We start from the raw sequence: 26,660 nt of genomic DNA, 5'->3' as shown, positions 1-26,660 counted from the left end.
TGCTCGACGAAGCCGTGCGGAAGTGGGTAGAACGGCAGGCATGAGAACCGCCGTGGCGGCCGCCGCCCTGCTCCTGCTCGTCACCTCGTGCTCGAGCGAGCCGGAGCTGCCGCCGCGCGAGCTGCCCCCGGTGGGTGCCGTGTTCGACTACCAGATCGGCGGCGCCTACCAGCCGGACGTGCCGGTGAAGATCGTCGTGCGGGACCGCAGCAAGACGCCGGACGGGCGGCGCTACAACATCTGCTACCTCAACGCCTTGCAGACGCAGCCAGAGGGCATGGAGGGCGGGCTGGGGTGGTGGCGGCAGCACCACGCCGACCTGCTCGTCAAGAAGCAGGACGGTCAGCCCGCCATCGACGCGGAGTGGTCCGAGGGCATCCTCGACATCTCCACCGGGGACAAGCGCGCCCGCATCCTGGAGATCCAGAAGAAGTGGATCAAGGGCTGCAAGCAGTCGCTGTTCAAGGGGATCGAGCCGGACAACCTCGACTCGTACACGCGCTCGGACGGGGCGTTCGACCTCGGCGCCACCAAGGAGTTCATGAAGGGCTTCGTGCGGTACGCGCACGAGCAGGGGCTCGCGGTGGCGCAGAAGAACACCGCCGAGCTGGGGACCGCGGGCAGGCAGGAGATCGGCTTCGACTTCGCGATCACCGAGGAGTGCCAGGTCAACGACGAGTGCGGACGCTACGCCGAGGCGTTCGGCGACAACTTCATCCAGATCGAGTACACCGACGACGGGTTCCGGAAGGCCTGCGCCGATCGCGGCGGACGGGTCTCCGTCATCCGCCGCGACCGGAACGTCGTGCCGTACGGGCACGGTGACTACGTCTACGAGCTCTGCCCGCCCGGGGTCTGAGCCAGGAACGCCTGCCACTTCTCCGCCTGGCCGGTCGCATCGCCGAACAGGTGGTGGCCGACCGCGTTGGTGCCGTGGAAGCGGTAGAGGCCGTCCTGCCCGCGCACGCCGAGGAACCTGTGCGCGTCGTGGCGCACCACGTAGTCCACGACCCCGTGCACGCCGAACGGTTCGAGGGAAACCTCGTCACCGACCTTCGCGTTCTCCGGGATGCCGAGCGCGCGCATCAGCACCGGCCAGTTGTCGGCGCCCTCCGGCTGCGGCGGCCACTGCGCGAACACGTACGTGCCGGGCCGGCCCGCGAAGTGCCGCACGTACTGGGCCAGCGTGAACAGGTACATGTCCCAGCCCTTCGACTGCTGGTCCACGAACTCGTCGCCCCAGCCGTCGCCGAGGATGCCGCTGTGCACGAACCGCAGCACGGTCGAGCCCTGCTCACGGCCCTCGACCAGGAACTCCATCGCGTGGAACGTGCCGTCCTCGCCCTTGTCGCTGGAGTAGGCGAGGTGCTTGCCCGGCTCCCAGGCCGTGATCGTCGAGCTTCTCCTGGAAGAAGCCCAGGTCGAGCGACATGCGGCCGCCGAGGCGCCCGTCGACGGTGTGCGGGCCCATGAACCACGAGTCGATGCCGGGTCCGGTCGCGATGGCGTCCCAGACCTGCTCGGGGGTTCCCCCGACCTCGACTTCCTTGCTGATCTCGAACTCGCGGGTCACGACTCCTCCTCCTTGGCGCTGACGCTCGGGTGCAGGGCGACCACGATCCGGTGTGGACGGCCCCCTTCTGCCTGCTCGTCGTGGTACTTGGCGACCAGGTGCGCCACGCAGCCCGCGAGCTCCTCCGCGAACGCCGCCCGGTCGGCCGCCGTGGCGAACCGGACCTCGCCGTCGAGCGCGAACGTGGCGAGCCGCTTCTTCGCCTTCGTCGCCCCGGTGAGCAGGGTTCCGACGTCGCGCACCAGCCTGGCCGCGACGGCGAGCAGCCACCGCGCGGACAACCGGTCGGGTGAGCGCGCGGGGTCGGGCTGCACGGCCGCGAGCGCGGTCGGGGAGATGACGTAGGACGCCGCGGTCGCCTGCAGCAGGCGTTCGTTGACGTTGCCCTTGCGCCGTTCCTCGACCAGCTCCACCAGGCCGTGCTGCTCCAGCGTGCGCAGGTGGTAGTTCACCTTCTGCCTGGGCAGACCCACCTTCGCGGCGAGCATGGTCGCCGATCCGGGTTCTGCCAGCTCCGCGAGCAGCCGCGCCCGCACGGGGTCCAGCGACACCTCGGCCGCGGACGGGTCCTCGATCACCGCCACATCGAACATGCACCCACGGTCGCACCGAAAACAAAATTAGTCAAGAACGGTCGTGCTGTCGGTGACTTTGCTCCAGCCGGGTGGCTTTGGGACCGGTGCCGTAAGCGATGTCTCGATTGGTCGTTGCTCGTTCACAACCTCCAGGGAGACAAGATGACCATGATGCTCGTCCTGACCGTGCTCGCCTTGCCGTTCGCCCTGAACGCCGCGAACGTGGGCAGGCGCAGGTGGATCCGCAAGCAGGGCGTGGCCAGGGTGCGCGCCGGGCTCGCCGCGTTCCACGCCGAGCTGGCGCGCCAGGGCCTCAGCCACTCCTCAGGGCGCTGAGCACGTCCCCCGACGGGGACAGCCGGGTGACGACGTCGCCGTAGCGGTCCAGCAGCGCGGCCGCGACGCCCTCCGCGGACGACCCCACGACGGCGAACTCCGCCAGCACGTCATCCGTGACCAACGCGCTCATCTCCGCCCACTGCTGCCGCCGCGACATCCGGTGCAGCTCCTCGTGCAGCTCGCCCCAGCCGTGCAGGTCCAGCACCGCCCGGTACGCGGGCGTGGACCCGTAGAACGCGATCTGCCGCTTGACGTCGGCGATCTCCTCGTCGGTGGTCGCGGCGAACACCGGGCCGCTGATCTCGAAGCCCTCCAACGACTTCCCGGCCTTGGCGCGGCCGCGTTCGAGAGCGGGCAGCGTCACCTCGCGCAGGTAGCGCGGCGTCGTGAAGTTGTGGCACAGGAAGCCGTCGGCGACCTCACCGGCCACCTCCGTCATCCGCTCGCCCACACCGGCCAGGTAGATCGGCGCGGTGCCGTGCGGGTTCGGACCGGGGTTGAAGAACGGCGTCATCAGCGCGTGCGTGTAGAACTCGCCGCGGAACGCCAGCCGCTCGCCGGTCTCCCACGCGTGCCAGATCGCCCGCAGCGCCAGCACGAACTCCCGCATGCGCGCGGCGGGCCTGCTCCACGGCATGGAGAAGCGCTTCGTGATGTGCGCCTCGACCTGCGAGCCCAGACCGAGGTTGAACCGGCCGCCCGACAGCAGCCGCAGGTCGTTCGCCGTGGTCGCGACGGTCATCGGGTTGCGCGCGAACGCCACCGCGATGGCCGTGCCCAGCTCGACCCGCTCGGTGGCCGCGGCCGCGCCGGCGAGCGCGAGGAACGGGTCGTGCTTGGTCTCGGCGAGCCAGAACCCGTCGTAACCGCGGTCCTCCGCCCGCTTCGCGATCGTCCCCGCGTCGCCGGGGGTGTAGTCGACAGCGCTCCAGTCCAGCTTCATACCGGCGAGGTTATTGGCCGTGGGCCGCGGTGCGCGTTATCGGCGCGGTGCTTCGCAGGCGATGCCGTTGCGGTTGCCGTCGAGCTCGACCCGGTAGCCGGGCTGACCCCAGGGGATCGGCGCGGCACCGGCCCGCCAGGCGTCCTCGCAGGAGGCGAAGAACACCGGCTTCGGCTTGGGCGTTGTCGTCGTCGGCCCGGAAGCCGGCGCGGGCGGTGGCAGCGGTGGGGGAGGAGGCGGTGGCGTGGGCGTCTCGGTGACGTCCCTGCCGTTGCACGGCGGGCCCCAGAACCCGAGCGTGCCCTTCACGGCCGCCGCCTCGGCCTCCTTCATCGCCGCCGTCGCGGACGCCGTCGCGCGGCCGGCGCCGTTGCCCAGCGCGAGCAGGGCGTAGTCGGTGCCGTCGGAGAGGGTCAGCGCACGCGACTCGGGGTCGAAGCGCACCTGCTGGTCCAGCAGCATGCGCGCGGCGAAGTCGCTCGCCGCCCTCGCCCAGCACGCGCCGGGCGCGGCGAGACCGCCGACCTTGACGGTCCTGCCGTCGGACAACGTCACCGCGTGCCCGTTGACCACGGTCTGGACCTTGAGCTCCAGCTTGGCCGGCGGGACCGACGCCGTGGTGGTGACCGGCACGTCGACCGGCACCGCCACCGGAACCGGACGCGCGTGCTGCGCGTTGCCCGTGCACCCCGCGCACAGGGCGGTAAGCAGCACTCCGCCCGCAGTTCTCCACCCCGACATGGGGTCGAATATGCACCCGGCCCGGAGTGTGGCCAAGGTTACGTATTCCGCCGCGATCGGTTCACGCGGAGACCGTTTCGAGACCTGGGACCGCGCAGGTCAGCTTGTGCGGACCGGCTTGAGCGTCCAGACGACGACCATCTCGCCGGTCGTGACGCCCTCGGCGTTGGTGATCGTGACGGTCACCGGGAACTCCGGGCGGGTGCCGCCGTCGAGCTCCGCGAGCACCTCGTCGGCGGAGCGGCCGAGCACCGCCTCGGCCTTGAGCGGGCCCATCGCGAGCTTCCTGTACGCGATGTCCGCGCGGGCGACCAGCGGCGTCGCCTTGGCCATGTGCTGGGCGAACGCGGCCATGACGACGGCACCGGAGGCCGTCTCACCGAGGCCGAACATCATCGCGGCGTGCGGGCCGCCGACGTGGTTGCGCAGCGTCTCGTCGTCGGGCAGCGACGCGACGACGCGCGTGGCGGAGACCTCGTCGAAGTCGATGCCGGTGGTCTTCACGTACGGCACGGCCTGCTTCATGGCGTCGGCGATGAACGAGACGTCTTGGCTCATGAGCACGGATGCTACTCGCGAGTAACCCACTCGGCTACCCGCCAGTAACCGGACATACCACACTTTCCTGGGGTGTGACTCGAAACTCGCTTGCGCATCGGCGTACCGAGATGGATGCTTGTAGCGAGCAACTAGTTGGGTGATACAAGCAACGAGGTGGGCGATGTCAGATCCGGGCGGGTGCGTCAACGGCGTCACCGGTGTCGGCGTCGATCCCGAGCACGAGCTCGCGGACCGCGTCGGCATGGCGATGGTGCGGCTGAACAAGATGCACGCCCAGGTCTCCCACCAGATGGCGAAGCAGGGGATGGACAAGTCCGCCTTCGTGCTCCTCGCGACGCTCTCCGGTCTCGGTGAGTGCCGTTCGAGCGCGCTCGCGGAGGCGGTGCTCTCCGACCCGTCCACGGTCAGCAGGCAGGTCGCCGGGCTGGTCAAGGACGGGCTCGTCGAGAGGCGTGCTGACCCGGCTGACGGCCGGGCCAGTGTTCTCGCGGTCACCGGAGCGGGCCGCGAGCTGATCTTGAAGCGACGCCGGATGCGCAACGAGGCGCTCGAGCAGGTGTTCGCGGACTGGGCCGACGAGGACTTCAAGGGCTTCGCGGACCTGTTCGAACGCTTCGTCCACGACTACGAGCGCACGATTCCGGCGCTTATGACCGAACGCGGGACGGGGACCCGCGCAGGAGGGGAAGACCAGTAATGTCAACGACAACCGATGCGACACCCACGCCAGGGGTTTCCCTGACGCATCGCCAGATCATGACGATCCTGTCCGGTCTGCTGCTGGGCATGTTCCTCGCGGCGCTGGACCAGATGATCGTCTCCAGCGCCATGAAGACCATCGCGGACCAGCTGCACGGGCAGACGCTGCAGGCGTGGGCGACCACCGCCTACCTGATCACCGCGACCATCACGACCCCGTTGTACGGCAAGCTGTCCGACATCTACGGGCGCAAGCCGATGTACCTCGCGGCGATCTCGCTGTTCCTCGTCGGCTCGCTGCTGTCGGGCATCGCGACCTCGATGTACGAGCTGGCCGCGTTCCGCGCCGTGCAGGGCCTCGGCGCCGGCGGTCTGATGTCGCTCGCGTTCGCGATCATGGCGGACATCATCTCGCCGCGGGAGCGCAACAGGTACTCGGCGTACTTCATGGCCGTGTTCGGGTCGGCCAGCGTGCTCGGCCCGGTCATCGGCGGCGTGTTCGCCGGTCTCGACACCTTCATCGGCGTCACCGGATGGCGCTGGGTGTTCCTCGTGAACGTGCCGATCGCGCTGCTCGCGCTGTTCGTCGTCGGCCGCGTGCTGAACATCCCGCACAAGCGCGTCGACCACCGCATCGACTTCGGTGGCGCGGCCGCGCTGACCGTCGGCCTGGTGCCGCTGCTGATCGTGGCCGAACAGGGCCGCGAGTGGGGCTGGGCGTCCGCCACGGCGATCACCATGTACGTGGTCGGCGTCCTGGGCCTGCTCGCGTTCGTGTGGGTCGAGAACCGCATGGGCGACGAGGCGCTGCTGCCGATCCGGATGTTCCGCAACCACACGTTCGCGCTGGGCAACACGATCAACTTCGTGCTCGGCGTCGGCATGTTCGGCGGCATGGTCTCCATCCCGCTGTACCTGCAGATCGTGAAGGGCGTCTCGCCGACCATGTCCGGTCTGATGCTGCTGCCGATGACGTTCGGCATCATGTCGGCCACCGCGACGGCCGGCCGGATCACCTCGAAGACCGGGCGCTACAAGATCTTCCCGATCATCGGTGCCGGCCTGATGGCGATCGCGCTGTTCCTGTTCAGCACCATCGGCACCGACACGCCGAACTGGCTCGTGATGGTCTACATGTTCATCATGGGCGCGGGCCTGGGCCAGTGCATGCAGACGCTGCTGCTGGCGATCCAGAACGACGCCGAGCCGCGTGACATGGGCGTGGCGACGGCCTCCGCGACGTTCTTCCGCCAGATCGGCGGCACCGTCGGCACCGCGGTGTTCCTGTCGATCCTGTTCAGCACGGTCGGCGACAAGATCGCGTCCGGGCTGCGGTCGGCGATGCAGACCGAGGCGTTCAAGGCGGCGCTGGCGCACAACCCGGAGTTCGCGAAGTCGCTGCAGAACGCAGGCGGGTCCGGTGTGGACATCAACAACACCGAGTTCCTGAACAACCTCGACCCGGTGCTGGCGCGGCCGTTCCTCGACGGCTTCTCCGGTGCGATCGACACGGTCTTCATGACCGGCGGGATCGTGATGGTGGCGGCGTTCGTGCTCGTGTGGTTCCTGCGCGAGAAGCCGCTGTCGAACAGGTCGGGCCTGGAGCGCGTCGCCGACGCGGAGTCCGTGGCCGTCTAGGGACGCGAGAACGAGAAGAGGGGCCGCGCTGATCCAGCGCGGCCCCTCTCCCGTGCGTGCCTCAGTGGCCCTCGCCGTGCGCCTCGGCGTCCTTCAGACGCTGGTAGGAGCGCTTGATCTCGGCCTCGGCCTCGGTGCGGCCGACCCAGGTCGCGCCCTCGACGCTCTTGCCGGGCTCCAGGTCCTTGTAGACCTCGAAGAAGTGCTGGATCTCCAGGCGGTCGAACTCCGCCATGTGGTGGATGTCGCGCAGGTGCTCGTGCCGCGGGTCGTCGGCCGGCACGCACAGGACCTTGTCGTCGCCGCCCTTCTCGTCGGTCATGCGGAACATGCCGATGGCGCGGGCCTTGATCAGGCAGCCGGGGAACGTCGGCTCCTGGACGAGAACGAGGGCGTCCAGCGGGTCGCCGTCCTCACCCAGGGTGTCCTCGATGAACCCGTAGTCGGCCGGGTACTGCGTAGACGTGAACAACGTGCGGTCGAGGCGGATGCGACCAGTCTTGTGGTCCACCTCGTACTTGTTGCGCACGCCCTTGGGGATCTCGATCAGGACGTCGAACTCCACTGGTCCTCGCTCATGTAGCCCATTCGTGACGCCACTAGTGTGGACCACGACGCCCTGTCAACCCTCATCGGAGCCGCGGCTGGCGGGTGTGAGATTGCCCGTACCGAGCTGACGGAGGCCCTTGTGCCGGACGACCCCCAGTGGCCGACCGACGACGACGACACCACCCCGGAGTCGCCGGCCACCGCCGTTCCGTCGCAGGTCACCGCACCTTCACCCGAGCGCCCGACGCTCGCGCTCCCGGTGGCCCCGGTGCTCACGGCACCGTCCACTCCGGAGCCTCCGTCGTCCTCCCCGCTGCCCTCCGCGGACTCTGTCCCCGTCGAGGCGTCTTCTGCTGCTGCTGACCCGGTCGACGGGCCTGCGACCTCAGCGAACGGCGGTTCGGCGGAACCATCGGGTGAAAATCCGAGTGGCGATGCTCACGACGGGATTGGTCTGAACGGTCGCGAACCGGCCCCGACCTCGTCTTCCAAGCCTGCCGACGCTGCTGCGGACGCCGTTCCCGAGCAGAGCACCACCGCGCTCCCGGTCCCCGTCGCGGAGGAGGAGCCCTCCACTCCGGAGCCGGACTCCCCGGAACCTCCGGAAGCCTCGGAACGCCCGGACTCCTCGGAACGCCCGGAACCCGAACCGCCCGCCGAGGCCGAGGCCGAGCCCGACACCGCCGCCGACCCGGACGCCGAGCCCGATCCCGCCTCGCAGGCCCCCACGACCCCGGAGCCGGAACCCGCTGCGCAGCCGGCCGCACCTGAGTCCGCCGAGCCAGAGCCCGCTCCCGCCGTTGACGCCGAGCCCCCGGCACTGCCCGACGGCGCGACGATCCAGGTCCCGCTCCCCACCCCGGACGGCGCGACGGTCCAGGTCCCCCTCTCCGTCATCCCGCCCGCACCTGCCGACCCACCGCGCGCAACCCCGGTGCGCGTCACCCCGTCCAAGGACGGCGACGGCGCACCCCGCGTCGAACCCGCGCCCACGGTCGAACCGCCCAGCGACCAGACCCGCGTGGTCCCCAAGCCGACCACCGCGGAACCGGAGCAGGACGAGCAGCTGTCCCGCTCCGGCCAGTTGGAGCTCGGCCCCCCGCGCCCGGCTGAGCCCTCGCCCGCCGAGTCCCCGCGCACCGAGCAGACCCGTCCGGAACAGCCCCGCACCGAGCAGCTGCGGTCGGAACCGGCGCGTCCGGAGCAGTCGCGTCAGGACCAGAACCAGCCGGATCAGCGCCGCCAAGACCAGCAACAGGGACAGGCACGGCCGGGCCAGGCCCGTCCTCAAGGCCGTCCGGACCAGGGCCGACCCGGTCAAGCCCGCCCAGGCCAGCCCCACGTCGGCAACCCCGCACCCGGCAACCCCGCACCTGGCCAATCCGCGCCCGGCCAGCCGCGCGGAGGCCAGTTCGGCCAGGGCCAGGGACGCCCTGACCAGCACCGGCCAGGTCAGCAGCCCCGCCCCGGCCAGTACCGCCCTGACCAGCGACCGGGCCAGCGCACCCCCGACCAGCCGTGGCCCTCCGCTCTGCGCCAAGAGCCTCTGCGCCAGGAGCCTCAGCGTCAGGAGCCGCAGCACCAGGACCCGCCCACCCGGCAGAACCTGCGTCCGGTCAACCAGCGCCAGCACCCGACGTCACCCCAGCAGCGCCACGACGCCGCCCACCCGGCGACCGTCCGCCTGGCCCCGGTGAAGCCGGCCGAACCGCGAGAAGAAGAGCCAGAAGCCCTCCCCGGCTACGACGAGGAACCCGAAGACCGCCTCAACGACACCAAGAACACCAAGAACACCCAGGACGACCAGCCGAAGAAGAGCCGCAAGCCCCTGGCCGTCGTCCTGGCCCTGGTGGTCGTGGCGGCCCTGGCCGGCGCCACCGTCTACGCGGTCAACGAGCTCGGCGGCACCGAGGCGGTCGAGACGAAGCCGCCGGCCGCGCCGGTCAACGTCCAGCCGCTGGTCAAGCCCATCAGCGCGCAGGGACCGGCACCGACTCCGCAGGGGATCAGGCAGGCACTGGCCGGTCCGGCGGCCAGTGGTGCGCTCAGCCCGCTGACGGGCAGCGTCGTCGACCCCTCCACGGGCACCGTCCTGTGGCAGCAGGGGGACACGACCCCGGCGACGCCCGCGTCGAGCCTCAAGGTGCTGACCGCGGCGGCCGCGTTGCTGGAGCTGGACCGGACCGCCCAGCTCAGCACCAAGGTGGTGCAAGGGTCGGAGCCGGGCACGGTGGTCGTGGTCGGCGGGGGTGACCCGACGATCTCGGCGACGCCGGGCAGCAGCGTCTACCCCGGTGCGGCGTCGTTGGACGACCTGGTCAACCAGGTCAAGGCCAAGGGGCCGGTCACCAAGGTCCTCTACGACCTCGGGCGGTACGCGGGCGAGCCGATGGGGCCGCAGTGGGAGACCGCCGACATCGCGGGCGGGTCGGTCACGCCGATCGTGCCGTTCATGGTCGACGGTGGGCGGCTGGACCCGAAGAAGGTCGACGGGGCCCGCACGCCGACGCCCGCTCAGCAGGCGGCGGACGCGTTCGCGGCCAGGCTCGGGGTCACGGCGGCGGCGGGTGCGGCGCCCGCGGGGGCGCAGACCGTCGCCGAGGTGAAGTCGGCGCCGGTGGAGCAGCTCGTCGACAACATGATGCAGATCTCGGACAACGTGCTCACCGAGGCCATCGCCAGGGAGCTCGCGATCAGGACGGGCAACGAGCCGTCGTTCGCGGGTGGGGTGAAGGCGGTCAGGGACGTGCTCACCAAGCACGGGTTCGACCTCACCGGGGCGAACTTCGTGGACGGCAGCGGGTTGTCGGCGACGAACAAGATCCCGGCGAAGCTGCTGACCGACGTCCTCACGGCGGCCGCGAAGCCCACCATGGACGACAAGACCGCAAAGCTGCGGCCGTTGCTCACGGCGCTGCCGGTGGCCGGTGGCAGCGGCACGCTGGCCGGGCGGTACGACGGGGCCGCCGCGCGCGGCAAGGGCTGGGTGCGTGCCAAGACGGGCACGTTGACGGCCGTCAACGCGCTCGCCGGTGTCGTGGTCGACGTGGACGGGCGGGTGCTGGTGTTCGCGTTCATGTCCGGCAACCCGGGCAATCCGGACACCGAGGTGCGGCCGGCGCTGGACGTGCTGGCGGCGGCGTTGCGAGGCTGTGGCTGTTCGTAGCGGGGCGTGCGCAGGTAGCGTCGGCGGGGTGAACGGCGCGACGGAGGCAGAGCTCGGCCCGGTGGACTGGGAGCTGGCGGTGGCGACCGCGACCCGGCTGGTGCGGCCCGGTCCGGTGGTCGGCAGAGACGAGGCCGAGCACGTCGTCGGCCGGTTGCGCGAGCTGGCACCGCAGGCCGAGGTGCACGTCCGGGAGCTGACCGGGCTCGGTCAGGGGCTGCCGTTGCTGCCGGGTGAGGTCGTGGACCGGCCCGCCTGGGTCAAGGCGGCCGCGCAGGGCCTGGAGGCGCTCACGGCTCCGGCGATGCCGCGGCAGACGGGTGCGATGGCGGCGGTCCTCGCGGGCACCGCGGGCGTGCAGGCCGGTGTGGTGCTGTCGTTCCTCAGTTCGCGGGTGCTGGGCCAGTACGACCCGTTCAGCCCGAGCGACCAGCTGGCCGGGCGGCTGCTGCTGGTGGCGCCGAACATCGTTGGCGCGCAACAGGCGCTGGACGTCCCGGCGGACGACTTCCGGATGTGGGTCTGCCTGCACGAGTGCACGCACCGGCTGCAGTTCACCGGGGTGCCGTGGCTGCGCAGGTACTTCGCGGAACAGGTCACGACACTGTTGTCCACAATGGACGAGGACAGGGCCCCGCTGCCGGAGGTCATCCGCGACTTCCGCACGAAGCTGCGCGCGGGCGACGGTCCGATCGGGCTGATCGAGCTCGTCCAGTCACCGCAGCAGAAAGCGGTGCTGGACCGGCTGATCGCACTGTCCACTTTGCTCGAAGGCCACGCCGACCACGTGATGGACGCCGTGGGCGAGGCGGTCGTGCCGTCGGTGTCGACGATCCGCAGCCGCTTCACCGTGCGGCGCAAGGGCGGCGGCCTGCTCGACCGGGTCCTGCGCACGCTGCTCGGCGTCGAGGCGAAGGTGCGGCAGTACGCGGAGGGCGCGGCGTTCACCGAGTACGTCGTCGAACGCGTCGGCATGGACGGCTTCAACGCCGTCTGGACCAGCGCCGACACCCTCCCGACCCGCGCGGAGATCGCCGAGCCGATGACCTGGCTGCGCCGCGTCTCCCCGTGAGCGCGGCCTCGTGAACGGCCCGGTCTCCGAGGTCAGGGCCGCGGTCCGGCGGTTCCTCGACGAGGTGCGCCCGGACGGCGTGACCGTCGCCGTCTCCGGCGGCGCCGACTCGCTCGCACTGGCCGCCGCCACCGCGCGGCTGGTCCCCGGCGTGCGGGCCGTGGTCGTCGACCACCGGCTCCAGCCCGGCTCGGACGAGGTCGCGGCACGTGCGGCGGGCATCTGCGCCGACCTGGGGTTGACGGCACGCGTGGCGCCCGTCGACGTCACGGGTCCCGGCGGTCCCGAGGCGGCCGCGCGCAGGGCCCGGTACGCCGCCCTCAAGCCGGAGAACGGCGTCGTGCTGCTCGGCCACACGCTGGACGACCAGGCGGAGACGGTCCTGCTGGGCCTCGGCCGCGGCTCCGGTCCACGCTCGATCGCCGGCATGCGCGCCTATGACCCGCCATGGGGCCGACCGCTGCTGAACGTCTCCCGCGCGACGACGCGTGCCGCGTGTGTGGAGCAGGGCATCGAAGTGTGGGACGACCCACACAACAACGATCCGTCGTTCACCCGTGTGCGCCTGCGTGCGGAAGTGCTGCCACTGCTCGAAGACGTGCTGCAAGGCGGTGTCGCGGGGTCGTTGGCGCGCACTGCGGCGCAGCTCAGGGAGGACTGCGACGCCCTCGACGAGCTGGCGGAGGCGTTCGCGGGCGACTGCTGCGCCGTGGCCGACGTCGCGGAGCTGCCGGCGGCACTGCGACGCAGAGTGCTCAGGTCGTGGCTCCTCGACGAAGGCGTGCCGGAACTGTCCGATTCGCACCTGCGCCGGGTGGACGCACTGGTGAGTGAATGGCGTGGTCAGGGCGGTGTCTGGCTACCCGGCGGCTTTGTCGCGCGCCGTGCGCATGGCAGGCTCCAGGTGGAACCGGAGTCTTAACCAGAGGAGACCTCTCCGTGTACGACGGCGACATCGCATCCGTGCTCATCACCGAGCAGGAGATCAGCGACAAGGTCACCGAACTCGCCAAGCAGGTCGCTGACGATCACCCAGAAGGTGACTCCGACCTCGTGCTGATCACCGTTCTCAAGGGAGCGGTGATGTTCATGGCGGACCTTGCCCGCGCGCTGCCCGTCCCGGTGCAGCTGGAGTTCATGGCCGTGAGCTCCTACGGCTCGTCCACCTCGTCGTCCGGCGTGGTGCGCATCCTCAAGGACCTCGACCGCGACATCGCCGACCGCAACGTCGTGATCGTCGAGGACATCATCGACTCCGGTCTCACGCTGTCGTGGCTGCTCAAGAACCTCCAGTCGCGCCGCCCGCGCTCGCTCGAGGTGTGCACGCTGCTGCGCAAGCCCGACGCGGTCAAGGTCGAGGTGCCGGTGAAGTACGTCGGTTTCGACATCCCCAACGAGTTCGTCGTCGGCTACGGCCTCGACTACGCGGAGCGCTACCGCGACCTGCCCTACATCGGCACGCTGGACCCGAAGGTCTACTCCAGCTGAGCTGAGCCGCAACGCACGCGGGGAGCTTTCGTACTCCAGAAGAGTACGAAAGCTCCCCGCGTGCGATCAGCCGATCAGCAGTTCGGGCGGCAGCGGCGCTGGGAGACGGCGTCCAGCAGCACGCCGCGGATGTCCTCGGGGTTGGGTGCCTGGTACGCCTTGCCGCCGGTCGCGGCCGCGATGGCCCGCAGCGCGTCCATGTCGGCCTCCTGGCCGAGCCCGACCATGATGATCGGCACCGGGCGCGCGGGGTCCGACTCGCGCTTCAGGGTCTCGATGAGCGAGGCCGTGCTGATGGACGAGATGTCGTCGTTGCGGCCGTCGGTCATCAGGACCACGGAGTTGACCTTCGACGGGTCGTAGCCCGCCAGCACGTGGCGGAACGCGGCGAGGGTGGTGTCGTTCAACGCCGTGCCGCCGCCGACCAGGCCGTTCAGCTGCGAGGCCCCGGCCTCCAGGCGCTTGCGGCGGGCGACGCCCTGCAGCGGTTCGCCGAGCGGGCCGACGGGGACCAGCTCGATCCAGTCCTGCGGCGGCTTCTTGTCCGTCGAGAACGCCCACAGGCCGATCTGCGTGGTGTCGGGCAGCATCGACAGCGCCGTCATCGACGCCTCGGTCGCCGCCTCCACGCGGGTCTTGCCGTTGGGACCCTTCTCGATCATCGAGCCGGACACGTCGACCACGGTCAGCATGCGCATGTCGAGGCTGATGGCGCCCCACGTGCGCAGCAGCTCGGAGACCTGGTCGGCGCCCGGCGTCTCGATCAGCTTCACGTCACCGGCCTGAACGCCCTCGACCTGCGTCGACCACTTCGCAGGCGCGGCACCGGAGGTGGTGCGGAAGCCGGCCTCGCCGAAGCGCTTGACCGTCTCCGCGGAGCGCAGCACCCGCTCGAACTCGGCGGCGGCCTCGCCGGTGCCGTCCTGCTCGTTCTGCCGCGACACGCGCACCAGCGGGTAGTCGAACGACAGCGTGCCCTCCCGGGGCGGTGCGCCCAGGACGGCGTTCTTCTTCACGGTGCGGTTGTTCGCGACGACCGACTGCTCGGTCGCGGCGAACAGAGGTGCCTTCTCGGCGTCGGTGGTGACCTTGCCGAACGCGTCGCGCACCGACGGGATGGCGGTGCGGCCCACCCTCAGCAGGGTGCTGACCAGCTCCGGCTTCGGCGTGCCGTCGGCGTTGCCGAGCAGGGTGCGGATGACGAAGAGGGTCGCGAGGCCCTCCGACGTCATCGTGGGGTCGCTCATCGAGACGGTGACCTTCGGGTCGATCACCTTGGTCCAGGAGACCGGGGAGATCGGGTAGCCGATCTTGCCCATCGTCGTCTCCGAACCGGCCACCACCAGCGGAGAGGACGCCAGCGAGGGCTTGATGTCCAGCTTCGGGGCCTCGGGACCGGTCTCGGCCGACTGGCGCTGGGCCTCGGCCGCCCACATCGAGGAGTCGGGAATCCACAGGGAGTGCGGGTTGATCTGCGCGGTCGGCAGCTCGTGCGCCACGTCGGCCGCGTTGCGCGACTCGACCTGGACCTGCACGCACCGGCCGTTCACGACCGGCTGGGACCGCTGGTAGTCCTGTGCGGCCGCGTTCACCACGTCGAGGGCCGCGGGCGTGACGGCGATCTTGAGCGGCAGGGCGCCCGCGCAGTCGGGGCCGCTGGTCACGCGCAGTGCCACGACCGTGACGCCGGCCGCCGCGATCACACCGAGCAGGGCGCCCACGGGGAGGGCGACCCTCCGGAACAACCCGGGGGACGTATGGCGAGCTGACATACGGTTACTTACCTTCGGTCACGTGTTCACTCTTTCGAGTGGCGGGGGAACACTCGGGGGATGCATGAGGATGACATGTGACCCCTAAACGTAATGAGATGGCGTGACCTGCGTCACTCGTCTGGTCGGCCGCACTTGTTCCGGGTGAACCAAACAGCGTGAACATGCGTGGCAGCGGTCACGCGCGGGAACCCAGCGGCGGGCAAGACCGTTGGTTGTCCAGTACCCGACCAGCGGGCGGTAGGCTGGTCGGACGCGGTATGTGGGTCTTCCACTGCCCGACGCGCAAGTCAGGGAGGGTCGAGGCCGCCCGCCGGCCGTAAGTGCATGGACCGCAAGCGCCTGCTTCGCAACCCGCTGCTGTGGATCGCTGCGGTGTTGCTGCTCTACTTCGTCTTCACCGTGCTCTTCGACGACTCACGGGGCTACCACCAGGTCAAGACGTCTCAGGCACTGCAACAGGTGCGTGAGGGCAACGTCAAGGAAGCCACGATCGAGGACAAGGAGCAGCGTCTCCGGCTGACCCTCAAGGACGGCTCGACGTTCGAGAACAGCAACCGCCTGATCACGCAGTTCCCGGCGAGCTCGACGGACGAGATCTTCACCATCCTCGACCAGGCCGGCAACAAGCCCGTGGTGGAGACCAAGGTCAGCCAGGAGTCCATCCTGATGCAGATCTTGATCTACCTGGTGCCACTGGGTCTGCTGCTGCTCCTCCTGATGTGGATGATGAACAACGCCCAGGGCGGCGGGAACCGCGTCCTGAACTTCGGCAAGTCCAAGGCCAAGCAGCTCTCCAAGGACATGCCGAAGACGACGTTCGCGGACGTCGCCGGCGCCCAGGAGGCCGTCGAGGAGCTCGAGGAGATCAAGGACTTCCTCCAGAACCCCGGCCGCTACCAGGCGCTGGGCGCCAAGATCCCCAAGGGCGTGCTGCTCTACGGCCCGCCGGGAACCGGCAAGACGCTGCTCGCACGAGCCGTCGCCGGTGAGGCGGGCGTCCCGTTCTACTCGATCTCCGGTTCGGACTTCGTCGAGATGTTCGTCGGTGTCGGTGCCTCGCGTGTGCGCGACCTGTTCGAGCAGGCCAAGCAGAACGCGCCGTGCATCATCTTCGTCGACGAGATCGACGCGGTGGGCCGCCACCGCGGTGCCGGTCTCGGCGGCGGGCACGACGAGCGCGAGCAGACCCTGAACCAGCTGCTCGTCGAGATGGACGGCTTCGACTCGCGCGGCGGGATCATCCTGATCGCGGCGACGAACCGCCCCGACATCCTCGACCCCGCCCTGCTGCGCCCCGGTCGCTTCGACCGCCAGATCCCGGTCTCCGCGCCGGACCTGAAGGGCCGCAAGCAGATCCTGCGGGTCCACTCCAAGGGCAAGCCGCTCGCCGACGACGCCGACCTCGACGGGCTCGCGAAGCGCACCGTCGGGTTCTCCGGCGCCGACCTGGCGAACGTGATCAACGAGGCGGCACTGCTCACCGCGCGCCAGAACGGCACCACCATCACCGGTGCCGCGCTGGAGGAGTCCGTCGACCGCGTGATCGGCGGTCCGGCCCGCAAGAGCCGGATCATCTCCGAGAAGGAGAAGAAGATCACCGCGTACCACGAGGCCGGGCACGCCTTGGCCGCGTGGGCCATGCCGGACATCGACCCGGTCTACAAGGTCACGATCCTCGCCCGCGGCCGCACGGGTGGTCACACCCTCTCGGTGCCGGAAGAGGACAAGGACCTGATGACCAGGTCCGAGATGATCGCGCGGCTGGTGTTCGCGCTGGGTGGCCGCTCCGCGGAGGAGCTCGTCTTCCACGAGCCCACGACGGGTGCGTCCAACGACATCGAGCAGGCGACGAAGATCGCCCGCGCGATGGTCACCGAGTACGGCATGAGCGCGAAGCTCGGCGCCGTGAAGTACGGGCAGGAGCAGGGCGAGCCGTTCCTCGGGCGCTCGGCCGGCCGCCAGGCGGACTACTCGCTGGAGGTCGCGCACGAGATCGACGAGGAGGTGCGCAAGCTCATCGAGGCCGCGCACACCGAGGCGTACGAGGTGCTCAACACCTACCGCGACGTCCTCGACGACCTCACGCTCGAACTGATCGACAAGGAGACCCTGCACCAGAAGGACCTGGAGCGGATCTTCGCCCGCGTCGAGAAGCGGCCGCGCATCACCCAGTTCAACGACTTCGGTGACCGCACGCCGTCCGACATCCCGCCGGTCAAGACCCCCGGCGAGCTCGCCAAGGAACGCGGCGAGCCGTGGCCGCCGGTCGTCGAGGACGTCATCGAGGAGGAGCTGCAGCAGGAGGAGCCCGCCGCTGCGGCGCCGACCGAGGAACTGCCCTCGCCGAACGGTGCCAACGGTGCGAACGGTGTGCACCAGCCGGGTCAGCCGGCCGGGTCGGGCCCGCCGCACTACGGCGCCCCGCCCGGGTGGACACCGGCGACCGTCCCCGGTCAGCCGCACAACGTCTGGGAGCCGCGCAAGCCGCAGCCAGACCAGGACGAGCAGCAGTGACCGAGCACCACCGGCTCGACGCAGACGCCGGCCTCACCCACGACGGGGAGGCCGGCGTCTCCGCGCGGCGGGCCTTCGACCAGGCCCGTGCCGAGGCCGCGGTGCGTGAGCTGCTGATCGCGTGCGGTGAGGACCCGGAGCGCGAAGGCCTCCGCGAGACCCCCGCTCGGGTGGCGCGTGCCTACCGGGAGTTGTTCGCCGGGCTCTACACCGACGCGGACAGCGTGCTCGCGAAGACGTTCGACGAGAGCCACGAGGAGCTCGTCCTCGTCACGGACATCCCGATGTTCAGCTTCTGCGAGCACCACCTGCTGCCGTTCCACGGCGTCGCGCACGTCGGGTACATCCCGAACGAGCACGGCCGCGTGACCGGGCTGTCGAAGCTCGCCCGGCTCGTCGACCTCTACTCGAAGCGCCCGCAGGTCCAGGAGCGGCTGACCTCGCAGGTCGCGGACGCGTTGGTGCGCAAGCTCGAACCGCGCGGCGTGATCGTGGTCGTCGAGGCCGAGCACCTGTGCATGGGCATGCGCGGCGTGCGCAAGCCCGGCTCGCGCACGACGACGTCGGCGGTGCGCGGGCTGCTGCGCACGTCCGCCTCGACCCGTGCGGAGGCGATCGAGCTGATCAGGGGCCGGTTGCGGTGAGCGGTCTGCCCCGCCCGGACCGATGTGTCGTGATGGGCGTCCTCAACGTCACGCCCGACTCGTTCTCCGACGGCGGCCGCTACCTCGACCGCTCGGACGCGGTGAAGCACGGGGTCGCGCTGCACCAGCGCGGCGCCGACCTCGTCGACGTCGGCGGCGAGTCGACCCGGCCGGGCGCCGCGCGCGTCGAGCCGGCTGAGGAGATCGCCCGCGTGGTGCCGGTGATCCGGTCGCTCGTCGCGGAGGGCGTGCCGGTCAGCGTGGACACGATGTGGGCCTCCGTCGCCTCGGCGGCGCTGGAGGCGGGCGCCTCGATCGTCAACGACGTCTCCGGCGGCCTCGCCGACCCGGAGATGGTCGAGGTCGTCGCCGCCGCTGGAGTGCCGTACGTGCTGATGCACTGGCGTGGGCACAGCACGGAGATGGACTCGTTGGCGCGCTACGACGACGTGGTCACCGACGTGCGCTCGGAACTGCTTGAGCGCGTGGAGGCGGCGTTGGCGGCGGGTGTCGCCGAGTCGTCGATCGTGCTCGACCCCGGTCTCGGGTTCGCGAAGCTCGGCGACCACAACTGGGAGCTGCTGCACCGCCTCGACGAGCTGGTGGACCTGGGGTTCCCGGTGCTGGTGGGCGCGTCGCGCAAGCGGTTCCTCGGCACGTTGCTGGACAACCGCCCGCCGGACGGCAGGGAGGACGCGACCGCGGCGGTGTCCGCGCTGGCCGCGTTCAACGGGGCGTGGGGAGTGCGGGTGCACGACGTCGACCGGACGCTGGACGCGGTCGCCGTCGCCGGAGCGTGGAGGCGGGGACATGGCTGACCGGATCGCGTTGACGGGCCTGCGGGTCCGCGGCAACCACGGCGTCTTCGAGCACGAGAAGCGCGAGGGCCAGGAGTTCGTCGTCGACATCACGCTGTGGCTCGACCTCAGCACGGCGTCGAGGACCGACGACCTCAAGGAGACCTACCACTACGGCGAGCTCGCCGAGATGGCCGCGGCGATCGTCGGCGGCGAGCCGCACGACCTCATCGAGACGGTCGCCGGCAAGATCGCCGACGCCGCGATGACCGACACCCGGCTGCACGCGGTCGAGGTGACGGTGCACAAGCCGTCCGCGCCGATCCCGCTGACCTTCGACGACGTGTCGGTGACGATCCGCAGGTCACGCCGGCTCGCCGCGCCGCTCAAGAAAGACGCGCAATGACCCGCGCGGTCCTGTCGATCGGCTCGAACCTGGGCGACCGGTTCGCGTTCCTCAGGTCGGTGGTGGACGGCCTGCGCGAGCACGTCGTCGCGGTGTCGCCGGTGTACGAGACGGCCGCGTGGGGCGTGGAGGACCAGCCGGACTTCCTCAACGCCGTCGTGGTCGTCGAGGCGGACGACGTCGACGAGTGGGGCTGGCTGCGCCGCGGCCAGGCGCTGGAGAACGCCGCGGGGCGCGTGCGGGAGCAGCGCTGGGGACCGCGCACGCTCGACGTGGACGTGGTCACGGTGGACGGCGTGACCTCCGGCCACCCGGACCTCCTCCTGCCGCACCCCGGGGCGTTCGAACGCGCCACGGTCCTCGTGCCGTGGCTCGACGTCGAACCCGGCGCGGTGCTGCCGGGGCACGGACCCGTTGCGGCGCTGGAGTTCTCGACCGAGGGCGTGCGCCGCCGCGACGACCTGGTGCTGACTTCCGGTTGGATGGACGCGTGAGGTTCACCCGTCCCCGCGACCTGGCGACCGTCGTGGTCATCGCCGGTCTGCTGGCGCACCTGTTCCTGCGACTCGCCTACGACACCCTGCCGCCGCTGCCGCGCGCGGCCGGGTCGACGTTGCTCGCGCTCGCCGCTGTCGAGGTGTGGTTCGCGTTCTCGCTGCGGGCCCGGATCGAACGCCGCCAGGGCGCGCGCCCGGTCCAGCCGCTCACCGCCGCCCGCGCGGTCGCGCTGGCGAAGGCGTCCTCGGTCCTCGGCGCGTTGATGTTCGGCGTCTGGACCGCCTTGCTGATCTACGTGATCCCCGTCCAGGACTCGTTCGCCGCTGCCGGGAATGACCTGTTCGCGGCGGTTGTCGGGATGGTCAGCGCGGCCGCTCTGACCGCTGCGGCGCTGTGGCTGGAGCACTGCTGCAAGACGCCGACGGAGAGTTCCGGGAACGATTAGACACCGGTGCGCAGGTCTCAGTCGGATAACTAGGCGGTACCGTAGTGCGCATGACCGGACGCGGCGCGTCGATCGACGACGAGCAAGAAGATCACGGTCGTGGCTCCGGGCGGTTGCTGTTGGTCGCAGCGCTGGCGCTCGCCCTCGTGGCCGCGGCGGTGCTCGTCCTGAGCGACAGCGCCCGGATGCTGCGCCTCGCCGTGGTGGCCGCGCTGTGGGCCGCACTGGTCGGTGCGTTCCTCGCGGCCAAGTACCGCAAGCAGGTCAGCGAGCGCGACGACGAGGTGGCCGACCTCCAGAGCGTGTACGAGCTGGAGCTCGAACGCGAGGTGGCCGCCCGCCGCGAGTACGAGCTGGAGATCGAGGCCGAGACCCGCAAGCGGATCGAGGAGGAGTCGCGCGCCGACATCGAGGCGCTGCGCGCGGACCTCAGGGCGTTGCGGGAGAACCTCGAAGGTCTGCTGGGCGGTGGTGACGTCCTGGTCGAGCGCGTGGCGTTGCGCGCGGAGTCGACCCGCCTGCGCGCGCTGGCCGGTGACGGTTCCCGGCTGAGCTTCCGGTTCGGAGAAGCGGATCATCAACGCGATCAACGCCGCCAAGCCCGCGGTGACCGCGTCGGCGGAGAAGCCGTCGGAGCGCACCGAGCTGATCGAACGCGTGGCGCACGACGCCAAGGTGCAGCCGCCGCGCCGTGAACCCGCCCGCCCGGAACCGGCCAGGCCGGAGCCCACCCGCACCTCGCCGCGCCCGCAGCCGGCCGCCGCCCGCCGCGAGCCGGCCAAGGCCGTGAAGCAGGAAGCCGCCCGCTCGGCCCCGCAACGCCCCGGCAGCGCCGCCGCCGCGGTGTCGGCCCGGCTCGGCGCCCAGCAGCAGCCCCCCAAGCCGACCGCGCAGCCGGTCCAGCGCACCGAACGGGTGCCGCGCCCCCAGCCGCAGCCGGCCCAGGCGCAGGCGCAGGCGCAGCGCACGGAAGCGTTGCAGCGCCCGGAGAAGCCGCCGGTGAAGAAGACCCCCGCCGCGGAGCCGCGCACCCCGGAGGCACCGCGGTCGCGGGTCGCCGAGCGCACCGAGATCGTCGACCCGAAGTCGCTGACCGGCCGCCGCCGCGCCGACGAACACGCACCCGAGCAGGACAGCGGCTCGTGGGAGACGCTGCAGCCGGACGAGCCGCCGAGCGGCAAGCGCCGAGCGGCGTCCGCTTCCGCCTCCGCCTCTGCTTCCGAGGAGTCCTCCGCGTCGCTCCCACCGGCACGTGGTCAGTCCAGCCGCCGCACGGCCTCCGAGGACTCGTTCGTGTCGTTGCCGCCGGTGACCCGGCGCGGACCGGAGGAGCCGGCCACCCGCACGCCGGCGCCGACGGGTCGTCGTGCCGCCGAGGAGTCGTCCGCGAGGTTGCCCGCGGTGGCCACGGGCCGTCGTGCCGCGTCCGAGGAGTCGTCGGCCAGCCTGCCCGCGGTCTCCGGTGGCCGCAGGGCCGCGCAGGAGGACCCGTCGGGAGCGCACGCCGACGGCAAGTCGGTCAGCGAACTGCTGGCGTCACTCGGCGGCGGGGACGCCCCGCGCCGCCGCCGTCGCCGCGACGACTAGGCAGGTCGCCGGAACCGCCGTGCCAGGGCCGTCTACTTGTCGATGTCCCCGACGATCACGGCGAACGAGCTCAGCACGGCCGGCAGGTCGTCGACCGACGTGCCCGGCAGCAGCGCGGACAGCGCCTGGACGTTGTTGAACGACGGCGTGCGCAGCTTGAGCCGCCACGGTGTCTTCTCGCCGCGGGACGACAGGTGCACACCGGACGTGCCCAGCGGCGCCTCGACGCGGGTGTAGACCGAACCCTCCGGTGCCTTGATCGCCTTGGGCAGCCGCAGGTTCACCGGCCCGGCGGGCAGGGCGTCCAGGCAGGACCGCGCCAGCCGCAGGGAGAGCCGCACCTCGTCGAGCAGGCACCGCACGCGCGCCGCGGCGTCGCCCTCGGTGCGCACCACCGGCGTGACCGCCAGCGAGCGGTACGCGGGCAGCGGGTCGTCGCGGCGCAGGTCGAGGTCGACCCCGCTGGCCCGGCCGATCGGCCCGGTCACGCCGTACTGCAGCGCGTCGGCGAGCGGCAGGACGCCGAGTCCCTCCAGCGCGGAGAGGTCGACCTCCAGGTTCTCCACTGTGGACAGGAAGTCGGCCACCCTGCCGGTCCAGCCGGCCGGCACGTCCTCGCGCAGGCCGCCGATCCGGTTGAACATGAAGTGGATGCGCCCGCCCGACGCCTCCTCCATCAACGCCTGCACGCCCTCGCGGTACGCGGCAGCAGCCGGGCACATCGGCGTCAGGAACACCATGTGCGCCATCAGCCTGTTGAGCTCGCACAACAACACGCGCAGCCATTGGGCTCGTGCGGGGACGTCCATTCCGGTCATCCGCTCCACGGCCAGCGCGACCGCGAGCTCGTTGCAGAACGCCGACAGCCAGTCGTGCCGGTTCGCGAGCGTGAGGACCTGGCGGTAGTCGCGGACCTCGAACAGCTTCTCGGCGCCGCGGTGCAGGTGGCCGACGAGCGGGGTCGCGGCGGTGATCACCAGGTCCGGCGTGACCGTGAGCCGCAACCGGTAGGCGCCGTGGGCGGACGGGTGCAGTGGGCCCAGGTCGATCACGCGGTCCACGCCCAGGTACTGCGCGCCCGCGCCGACGCCGACGGTGATCTGCTCGCTCACACCGGCAATGGTTTCACGACCGCGTGACCGCGAAGAGGAAGCACCCGTGCGACAGGCTGCGCACCTGCACCGCCTCGACCTCGGGGGTGTTCAGCAACCCCTCCACCGCGCTGTCGAACCCGCCCGGCTCGACCAGGACGCCGTCCTCGATCTGCCCGGCCGCGTTGTACGCCCGCAGCACCCGGGAGTTGTTCAGCAACCCGGCGGGCAGCCGGTCCGGCGCAGCGCCGCCGGGGCAGTCGACGTGCGTGAAGACCGGCCCGACCTCCTCGTACGGGCCCTTGCCCGCGGCGGGGGAGTAGCGGAACAGCCAGACCGGCTCGTCCAGCGCCGACTTGCGCAGGCAGCACCGCAGCGGAACGCCGGGTTCGGAGGCGCGGTACTCGCGGCCGGGGTCGGACAGGGCAGCTGCTGGGGCGACGGTGTGGATTCGCATTCCCGCAACGATCGTCGTCAGACGTCGGCGGTGCTGGCGGGTATCGGACGCCAGGGCGGCAGTTCCGGCAGCAGGTCCGCCACCGCGACACCGCGGCCGTGCAGCAGCCACCCGAACGCGCCCAGCCCCGCCGGGTCGCGCAGCTCCGCGATCCGGCCCGCCCGCGCCGCCGACTCCAGCCACTCCCAGCCCGACCCGGTGACCTCACCGGTCAGCCCCAGCGCGGTGAGCGCGTCCCGTTGCGACACCAGCACCCGGTCACCGCCGGCCGCCTCCGCGCACGCGTCGAGCGCCACGTGCGCGGTGATGTCGCAGGAACCGTCGAACACCGGTGGCACCTGCCGGCCGGCGCGGTAACCCGTCAGCGTGAACCGGCGGGACGACACCAGGTGCCCGTAGTCGACCGCCAGCGCCGCACCGCGCACCCGCGAGACCGCCGCGGCCCAGGCGGCGTCGCGGGGCGCCCCGACCTCCGCCTGCTCACCGTCGGCCAACGGCCACCACCGCGCGATCCACGGGTCGTCGCTCGGCCCGGTCACCACGGGGCACGGGATCGCGTCCAGCCACTCGTGCCCGACCAGCAACCCGGTGCACGACGGCACCTCCGCCGTCCACCGCACCCCCGGCAGCTCCACCGGCGGACCGAGCTCGACCGCCGTCACCCGCAGCCGCGCGGCCAGCGACCCGGCCGCCAGCCGCCGGACGGCGAACGCGAGCTCGCCGCCGCCCGCGCCGACGTCCACGAAGTCCACGACCGGGGGAAATCCGAGCGCCGCGTCCACGCGTGCGAGCAGCACCAGCAGCGCCTCCGCCAGCTCCGGCCCGACCAGCACAGACGTGCGGAAGTGCGCGGACGGCTTCTCACCGCGGGTGAAGAAGCCATCGGGGCCGTACAGCGCGGCGTGCCAAGCGGCTTCCGGATCGAACACCGGACAAGTGTGCATCTAAGGTCATTTCTCGTGAACGACGCCGACCTCTCGCCGACGCCGGGCCGCAAGCGCATCGAACAGCGCCGCTGGACCGTCCTGTTCCCCGTCGTCGGGCTGATCGCCCTGGCCGCGGCGGGTCTCGTGCTGTTCGCGCTCGGGTCGACGAGCATCGGGCTGGAGCCGATCCTCGTCGGTGCCGCCGCCGCGCTGATCCCGGTCGCGTTCGTGGTCAGCGCGTTCCTGTGGATCGACCGGTGGGAGCCGGAACCGGCGAAGATGCTGCTCTTCGCGTTCTTCTGGGGCGCGTGCGGCGCGACGATCAGCTCGCTGGTGTTCAACCAGACCTCGCGCGTGGTCGGCGACATCCTCACCCACGGCGGTGGCGGCGACTTCACGCTGCTCATCGGCGCGCCGGTGGTGGAGGAGGCGACCAAGGCGGCCTTCCTGATCGCCGTCTACCTGCGGCGCAGGCACGAGTTCGACGGCGTCGTCGACGGCATGGTCTACGCGGGCATCACCGCGGCGGGCTTCGCGTTCACCGAGAACATCTGGTACTTCGGCCGGATCTTCGCCCAGCAGGGCTTCGGCGACCTGGAGGGCGGTGTGGTCGCGCTGTTCCTGCTGCGCGGCGTGCTCTCGCCGTTCGCGCACCCGCTGTTCACGTCGATGACCGGCATCGGCGTCGGCATCGCGGCGAGCTCCAGCAGGGCCGCGACCCGCGTCGTCGCGCCGATCGCCGGGTACCTGGCCGCGGTCGGCCTGCACGCGGGCTGGAACGCGATGACCAAGGTCGAGACCGGGTCGGCGTTCATCAACCTGTACTTCCTGGTCATGGTGCCGCTGTTCGCGGGCGCGGTCGCGATCGTCGTGTGGCAGCGCCGCCGGGAGCAGCGGATCGTGGCGGGCCAGCTCGCGGCGATGGCGCAGAACCGGTGGATCGCGAACAGCGAGGTCGCGTTGCTGGCGAGCCTCAACGGCCGCAGGAACTGGCTGCGGGCGGTCAAGCGCAAGTCCGGTGACGCCGCGGCCAGGTCCGTGCGGAATTACCAGGTGGCCGTCACGGAGCTGGCGTTCCTGCGGCACCGCATCGAGCAGGGCACCGCCGGACAGAGCGCCGAGAGCCGGCACGGCGTGCTGCTCGACACGCTGCACGCGGCCAGGTCCGCCGCCCGCGGGTGAGTCCGGTCACCGCCCGGCCACGCGCCGGGACGTGCGGGATTACCCTCGGCGGCGTCGTCTGGTACCCGAACCGGGACTGGAACGTCAGAAGGAGTTAGTCGCATGGACGCGACCCCTCGTCCGGCCAGGCTCGCCGTCGGCGTCATCTCGGCCGGCCGGGTCGGCTCGGTGCTGGGCGCCGCGCTGGCCAGGACCGGTCACGTGGTCGTCGGCGCCGCCGCCGTCTCCCGGGCCTCCCTCGCCCGCGCGGAGGAGCTGCTGCCCGGCGTCGCCATCGCCGACCCCACCGAGGTCGCTCAGCGCGCCGACCTGGTGCTGCTGGCCGTCCCGGACGACGAGCTGGCGGGCTTGGTGCGCGGACTGGTCGCCACGGGCTCGTTGCGCGCGGGGCAGATCGTCGTGCACACCAGCGGCGCGCAGGGCGTGGCCGTGCTCGAACCCGCCGCCGAGCTGGGCGCGCTGACGCTCGCGCTGCACCCCGTCATGACCTTCACCGGCCGGTCGGAGGACCTCCAGCGGATGAGCTCGGCGTGCGTCGGCGTGACCGCCGCGGACGGCGACGAGGTGGCGTGGAGCGTCGGCGAGGCGCTGGTCGTGGAGATGGACGCCGAACCGGTGCGCGTGCCGGAGGCCGTCCGCCCGCTCTACCACGCCGCGCTGGCCCACGGCGCGAACCACCTGATCACGCTGGTCCGCGACGCCGCGGACCTGCTCACCAACGCGGGCGTCGCCAACGCCGAGCGCCTGCTCGGGCCGTTGCTGTCGGCCGCGCTCGACAACTCGCTGCGCCACGGCGACCGGGCCCTCACCGGTCCGGTCGCCCGCGGCGACACAGGTACCTTGCGCAAGCACCTCACCGTGCTGGCCGAGCAGGCACCCGACACCCTGCCCAGCTACCGCGTGCTCGCCCGGCGCACCGCCGAGCGGGCCGAACGCTCCGGGCTGCTCAAGCCCGACGCGGCCGACGACGTTCGCACCACTCTCGAGGACTGAC

The 26,660-nt window shown here is 71.3% G+C and carries 29 protein-coding genes; 18 read left to right on the top strand and 11 right to left on the bottom strand.

Translation table 11 applies throughout. The annotated features are described in order from the left end of the window. The first annotated feature begins 40 nt into the window (after nt 1-40). A complete protein-coding gene (locus ACVDFE_RS04415) occupies nt 41-859 on the top strand; it encodes an endo alpha-1,4 polygalactosaminidase (RefSeq protein ID WP_458429651.1) in 819 nt (272 codons plus the stop codon). On the opposite strand, the gene ACVDFE_RS04410 is transcribed toward ACVDFE_RS04415, so the two are convergent. From ACVDFE_RS04410 to ACVDFE_RS04400, 3 genes are read right to left on the bottom strand one after another with little or no spacing between them, the layout of a single operon-like run. Then, nucleotides 832-1,320, bottom strand: a complete 489-nt coding sequence (locus ACVDFE_RS04410) for a hypothetical protein (RefSeq protein WP_458429650.1) — start codon at nt 1,318-1,320, stop codon at nt 832-834. The genes ACVDFE_RS04415 and ACVDFE_RS04410 overlap by 28 nt on opposite strands. Beyond that, nucleotides 1,295-1,573 carry a hypothetical protein gene (locus ACVDFE_RS04405; protein ID WP_458429649.1) on the bottom strand — a complete coding sequence of 93 codons (279 nt, stop codon included), beginning with the start codon at nt 1,571-1,573 and terminating at the stop codon, nt 1,295-1,297. The genes ACVDFE_RS04410 and ACVDFE_RS04405 overlap by 26 nt, the downstream gene beginning before the upstream one ends. Beyond that, complete coding sequence (locus ACVDFE_RS04400) at nt 1,570-2,166, bottom strand: ArsR/SmtB family transcription factor (protein ID WP_458429648.1); 597 nt, start codon at nt 2,164-2,166, stop codon at nt 1,570-1,572. The genes ACVDFE_RS04405 and ACVDFE_RS04400 overlap by 4 nt, the downstream gene beginning before the upstream one ends. A 144-nt stretch (nt 2,167-2,310) precedes the next feature. Between ACVDFE_RS04400 and ACVDFE_RS04395 the strand changes: the two genes are divergently transcribed. After that, a complete protein-coding gene (locus ACVDFE_RS04395; protein WP_458429647.1) occupies nt 2,311-2,484 on the top strand; it encodes a hypothetical protein in 174 nt (57 codons plus the stop codon). On the opposite strand, the gene ACVDFE_RS04390 is transcribed toward ACVDFE_RS04395, so the two are convergent. The 3 genes from ACVDFE_RS04390 to ACVDFE_RS04380 form a co-directional block, all read right to left on the bottom strand. Then, the gene (locus ACVDFE_RS04390) at nt 2,462-3,430 is read right to left on the bottom strand and encodes a TIGR03617 family F420-dependent LLM class oxidoreductase (protein WP_360385182.1); all 969 of its coding nucleotides are present in this window, start codon (nt 3,428-3,430) and stop codon (nt 2,462-2,464) included. The two genes, ACVDFE_RS04395 and ACVDFE_RS04390, sit on opposite strands and share 23 nt — an antisense overlap. 36 nt (nt 3,431-3,466) lie before the next feature. Further along, complete coding sequence (locus ACVDFE_RS04385) at nt 3,467-4,144, bottom strand: excalibur calcium-binding domain-containing protein (RefSeq protein ID WP_458429646.1); 678 nt, start codon at nt 4,142-4,144, stop codon at nt 3,467-3,469. A 126-nt stretch (nt 4,145-4,270) separates the two neighbouring features. Continuing rightward, nucleotides 4,271-4,729, bottom strand: a complete 459-nt coding sequence (locus ACVDFE_RS04380; protein ID WP_360385186.1) for a DUF4442 domain-containing protein — start codon at nt 4,727-4,729, stop codon at nt 4,271-4,273. 163 nt (nt 4,730-4,892) lie between these two features. On the opposite strand from ACVDFE_RS04380, the gene ACVDFE_RS04375 reads away from it, so the two are divergent. Beyond that, a complete protein-coding gene (locus tag ACVDFE_RS04375; RefSeq protein ID WP_360385188.1) occupies nt 4,893-5,429 on the top strand; it encodes a MarR family winged helix-turn-helix transcriptional regulator in 537 nt (178 codons plus the stop codon). Then, on the top strand, nt 5,429-7,069 hold the full coding sequence (locus tag ACVDFE_RS04370; protein ID WP_458429645.1) for an MDR family MFS transporter: 1,641 nt from the start codon (nt 5,429-5,431) through the stop codon (nt 7,067-7,069). The genes ACVDFE_RS04375 and ACVDFE_RS04370 overlap by 1 nt, the downstream gene beginning before the upstream one ends. Before the next feature lie 61 nt (nt 7,070-7,130). On the opposite strand, the gene ACVDFE_RS04365 is transcribed toward ACVDFE_RS04370, so the two are convergent. Next, nucleotides 7,131-7,634, bottom strand: a complete 504-nt coding sequence (locus ACVDFE_RS04365; RefSeq protein WP_360385192.1) for an inorganic diphosphatase — start codon at nt 7,632-7,634, stop codon at nt 7,131-7,133. 123 nt (nt 7,635-7,757) lie between these two features. On the opposite strand from ACVDFE_RS04365, the gene dacB reads away from it, so the two are divergent. Genes dacB through hpt form a run of 4 tightly spaced genes read left to right on the top strand, consistent with a single transcriptional unit; the run spans nt 7,758 to nt 13,344 of the window. Next, on the top strand, nt 7,758-10,784 hold the full coding sequence (dacB, locus tag ACVDFE_RS04360; protein WP_458429644.1) for a D-alanyl-D-alanine carboxypeptidase/D-alanyl-D-alanine endopeptidase: 3,027 nt from the start codon (nt 7,758-7,760) through the stop codon (nt 10,782-10,784). A gap of 28 nt (nt 10,785-10,812) precedes the next feature. Beyond that, a complete protein-coding gene (locus tag ACVDFE_RS04355; protein WP_458429643.1) occupies nt 10,813-11,856 on the top strand; it encodes a zinc-dependent metalloprotease in 1,044 nt (347 codons plus the stop codon). Nucleotides 11,857-11,866: 10 nt separating this feature from the next. Next, the gene (gene tilS, locus ACVDFE_RS04350; protein ID WP_458429642.1) at nt 11,867-12,778 is read left to right on the top strand and encodes a tRNA lysidine(34) synthetase TilS; all 912 of its coding nucleotides are present in this window, start codon (nt 11,867-11,869) and stop codon (nt 12,776-12,778) included. 17 nt (nt 12,779-12,795) lie between these two features. Further along, complete coding sequence (gene hpt, locus ACVDFE_RS04345) at nt 12,796-13,344, top strand: hypoxanthine phosphoribosyltransferase (protein ID WP_030472607.1); 549 nt, start codon at nt 12,796-12,798, stop codon at nt 13,342-13,344. A 74-nt stretch (nt 13,345-13,418) separates the two neighbouring features. Here hpt and ACVDFE_RS04340 read toward each other — a convergent pair whose 3' ends face one another. Beyond that, nucleotides 13,419-15,065 (bottom strand): substrate-binding domain-containing protein, encoded by a 1,647-nt coding sequence (locus ACVDFE_RS04340; RefSeq protein ID WP_360385200.1) that lies wholly within the window; start codon nt 15,063-15,065, stop codon nt 13,419-13,421. 378 nt (nt 15,066-15,443) lie between these two features. Between ACVDFE_RS04340 and ftsH the strand changes: the two genes are divergently transcribed. Genes ftsH through ACVDFE_RS04300 form a run of 8 tightly spaced genes read left to right on the top strand, consistent with a single transcriptional unit; the run spans nt 15,444 to nt 22,010 of the window. Then, complete coding sequence (ftsH, locus tag ACVDFE_RS04335; RefSeq protein ID WP_458429641.1) at nt 15,444-17,633, top strand: ATP-dependent zinc metalloprotease FtsH; 2,190 nt, start codon at nt 15,444-15,446, stop codon at nt 17,631-17,633. Further along, nucleotides 17,630-18,277, top strand: a complete 648-nt coding sequence (folE, locus tag ACVDFE_RS04330) for a GTP cyclohydrolase I FolE (protein WP_360385204.1) — start codon at nt 17,630-17,632, stop codon at nt 18,275-18,277. The genes ftsH and folE overlap by 4 nt, the downstream gene beginning before the upstream one ends. A gap of 32 nt (nt 18,278-18,309) precedes the next feature. After that, entirely contained in the window at nt 18,310-19,095 is a 786-nt protein-coding gene (gene folP / locus ACVDFE_RS04325; RefSeq protein ID WP_458429640.1) for a dihydropteroate synthase, read from the top strand. Next, entirely contained in the window at nt 19,088-19,480 is a 393-nt protein-coding gene (gene folB / locus ACVDFE_RS04320; RefSeq protein WP_360385208.1) for a dihydroneopterin aldolase, read from the top strand. Before folP ends, folB begins: the two co-directional genes overlap by 8 nt. Beyond that, nucleotides 19,477-19,974 (top strand): 2-amino-4-hydroxy-6-hydroxymethyldihydropteridine diphosphokinase, encoded by a 498-nt coding sequence (folK, locus tag ACVDFE_RS04315; RefSeq protein WP_360385210.1) that lies wholly within the window; start codon nt 19,477-19,479, stop codon nt 19,972-19,974. Before folB ends, folK begins: the two co-directional genes overlap by 4 nt. Beyond that, nucleotides 19,971-20,423 (top strand): DUF3180 domain-containing protein, encoded by a 453-nt coding sequence (locus ACVDFE_RS04310; RefSeq protein WP_458429639.1) that lies wholly within the window; start codon nt 19,971-19,973, stop codon nt 20,421-20,423. Before folK ends, ACVDFE_RS04310 begins: the two co-directional genes overlap by 4 nt. A gap of 50 nt (nt 20,424-20,473) precedes the next feature. Then, nucleotides 20,474-21,118: a DUF6779 domain-containing protein gene (locus ACVDFE_RS04305; protein WP_458429638.1), complete on the top strand. Its 645-nt coding sequence runs from the start codon at nt 20,474-20,476 to the stop codon at nt 21,116-21,118. After that, nucleotides 21,030-22,010: a hypothetical protein gene (locus tag ACVDFE_RS04300; protein WP_458429637.1), complete on the top strand. Its 981-nt coding sequence runs from the start codon at nt 21,030-21,032 to the stop codon at nt 22,008-22,010. The genes ACVDFE_RS04305 and ACVDFE_RS04300 overlap by 89 nt, the downstream gene beginning before the upstream one ends. Before the next feature lie 32 nt (nt 22,011-22,042). Here ACVDFE_RS04300 and ACVDFE_RS04295 read toward each other — a convergent pair whose 3' ends face one another. From ACVDFE_RS04295 to ACVDFE_RS04285, 3 genes are read right to left on the bottom strand one after another with little or no spacing between them, the layout of a single operon-like run. Then, nucleotides 22,043-23,122 (bottom strand): NADH-quinone oxidoreductase subunit D, encoded by a 1,080-nt coding sequence (locus ACVDFE_RS04295; protein WP_458429636.1) that lies wholly within the window; start codon nt 23,120-23,122, stop codon nt 22,043-22,045. Nucleotides 23,123-23,135: 13 nt separating this feature from the next. Next, complete coding sequence (locus tag ACVDFE_RS04290; protein ID WP_458429635.1) at nt 23,136-23,558, bottom strand: DUF1203 domain-containing protein; 423 nt, start codon at nt 23,556-23,558, stop codon at nt 23,136-23,138. 17 nt (nt 23,559-23,575) lie between these two features. Further along, complete coding sequence (locus ACVDFE_RS04285) at nt 23,576-24,487, bottom strand: SAM-dependent methyltransferase (RefSeq protein ID WP_458429634.1); 912 nt, start codon at nt 24,485-24,487, stop codon at nt 23,576-23,578. 30 nt (nt 24,488-24,517) lie between these two features. Here ACVDFE_RS04285 and ACVDFE_RS04280 point away from each other — a divergent pair, with 30 nt between their 5' ends. Next, the gene (locus tag ACVDFE_RS04280; protein WP_360385222.1) at nt 24,518-25,666 is read left to right on the top strand and encodes a PrsW family intramembrane metalloprotease; all 1,149 of its coding nucleotides are present in this window, start codon (nt 24,518-24,520) and stop codon (nt 25,664-25,666) included. 102 nt (nt 25,667-25,768) lie between these two features. After that, nucleotides 25,769-26,659 (top strand): Rossmann-like and DUF2520 domain-containing protein, encoded by an 891-nt coding sequence (locus ACVDFE_RS04275; protein WP_360385224.1) that lies wholly within the window; start codon nt 25,769-25,771, stop codon nt 26,657-26,659. The last annotated feature ends 1 nt before the right edge of the window (nt 26,660 follow it).

This window comes from Lentzea chajnantorensis, from assembly GCF_054300775.1.
Note: the sequence above shows the minus strand (reverse complement) of the source record. Positions and strands in the feature narration are given on the sequence as shown.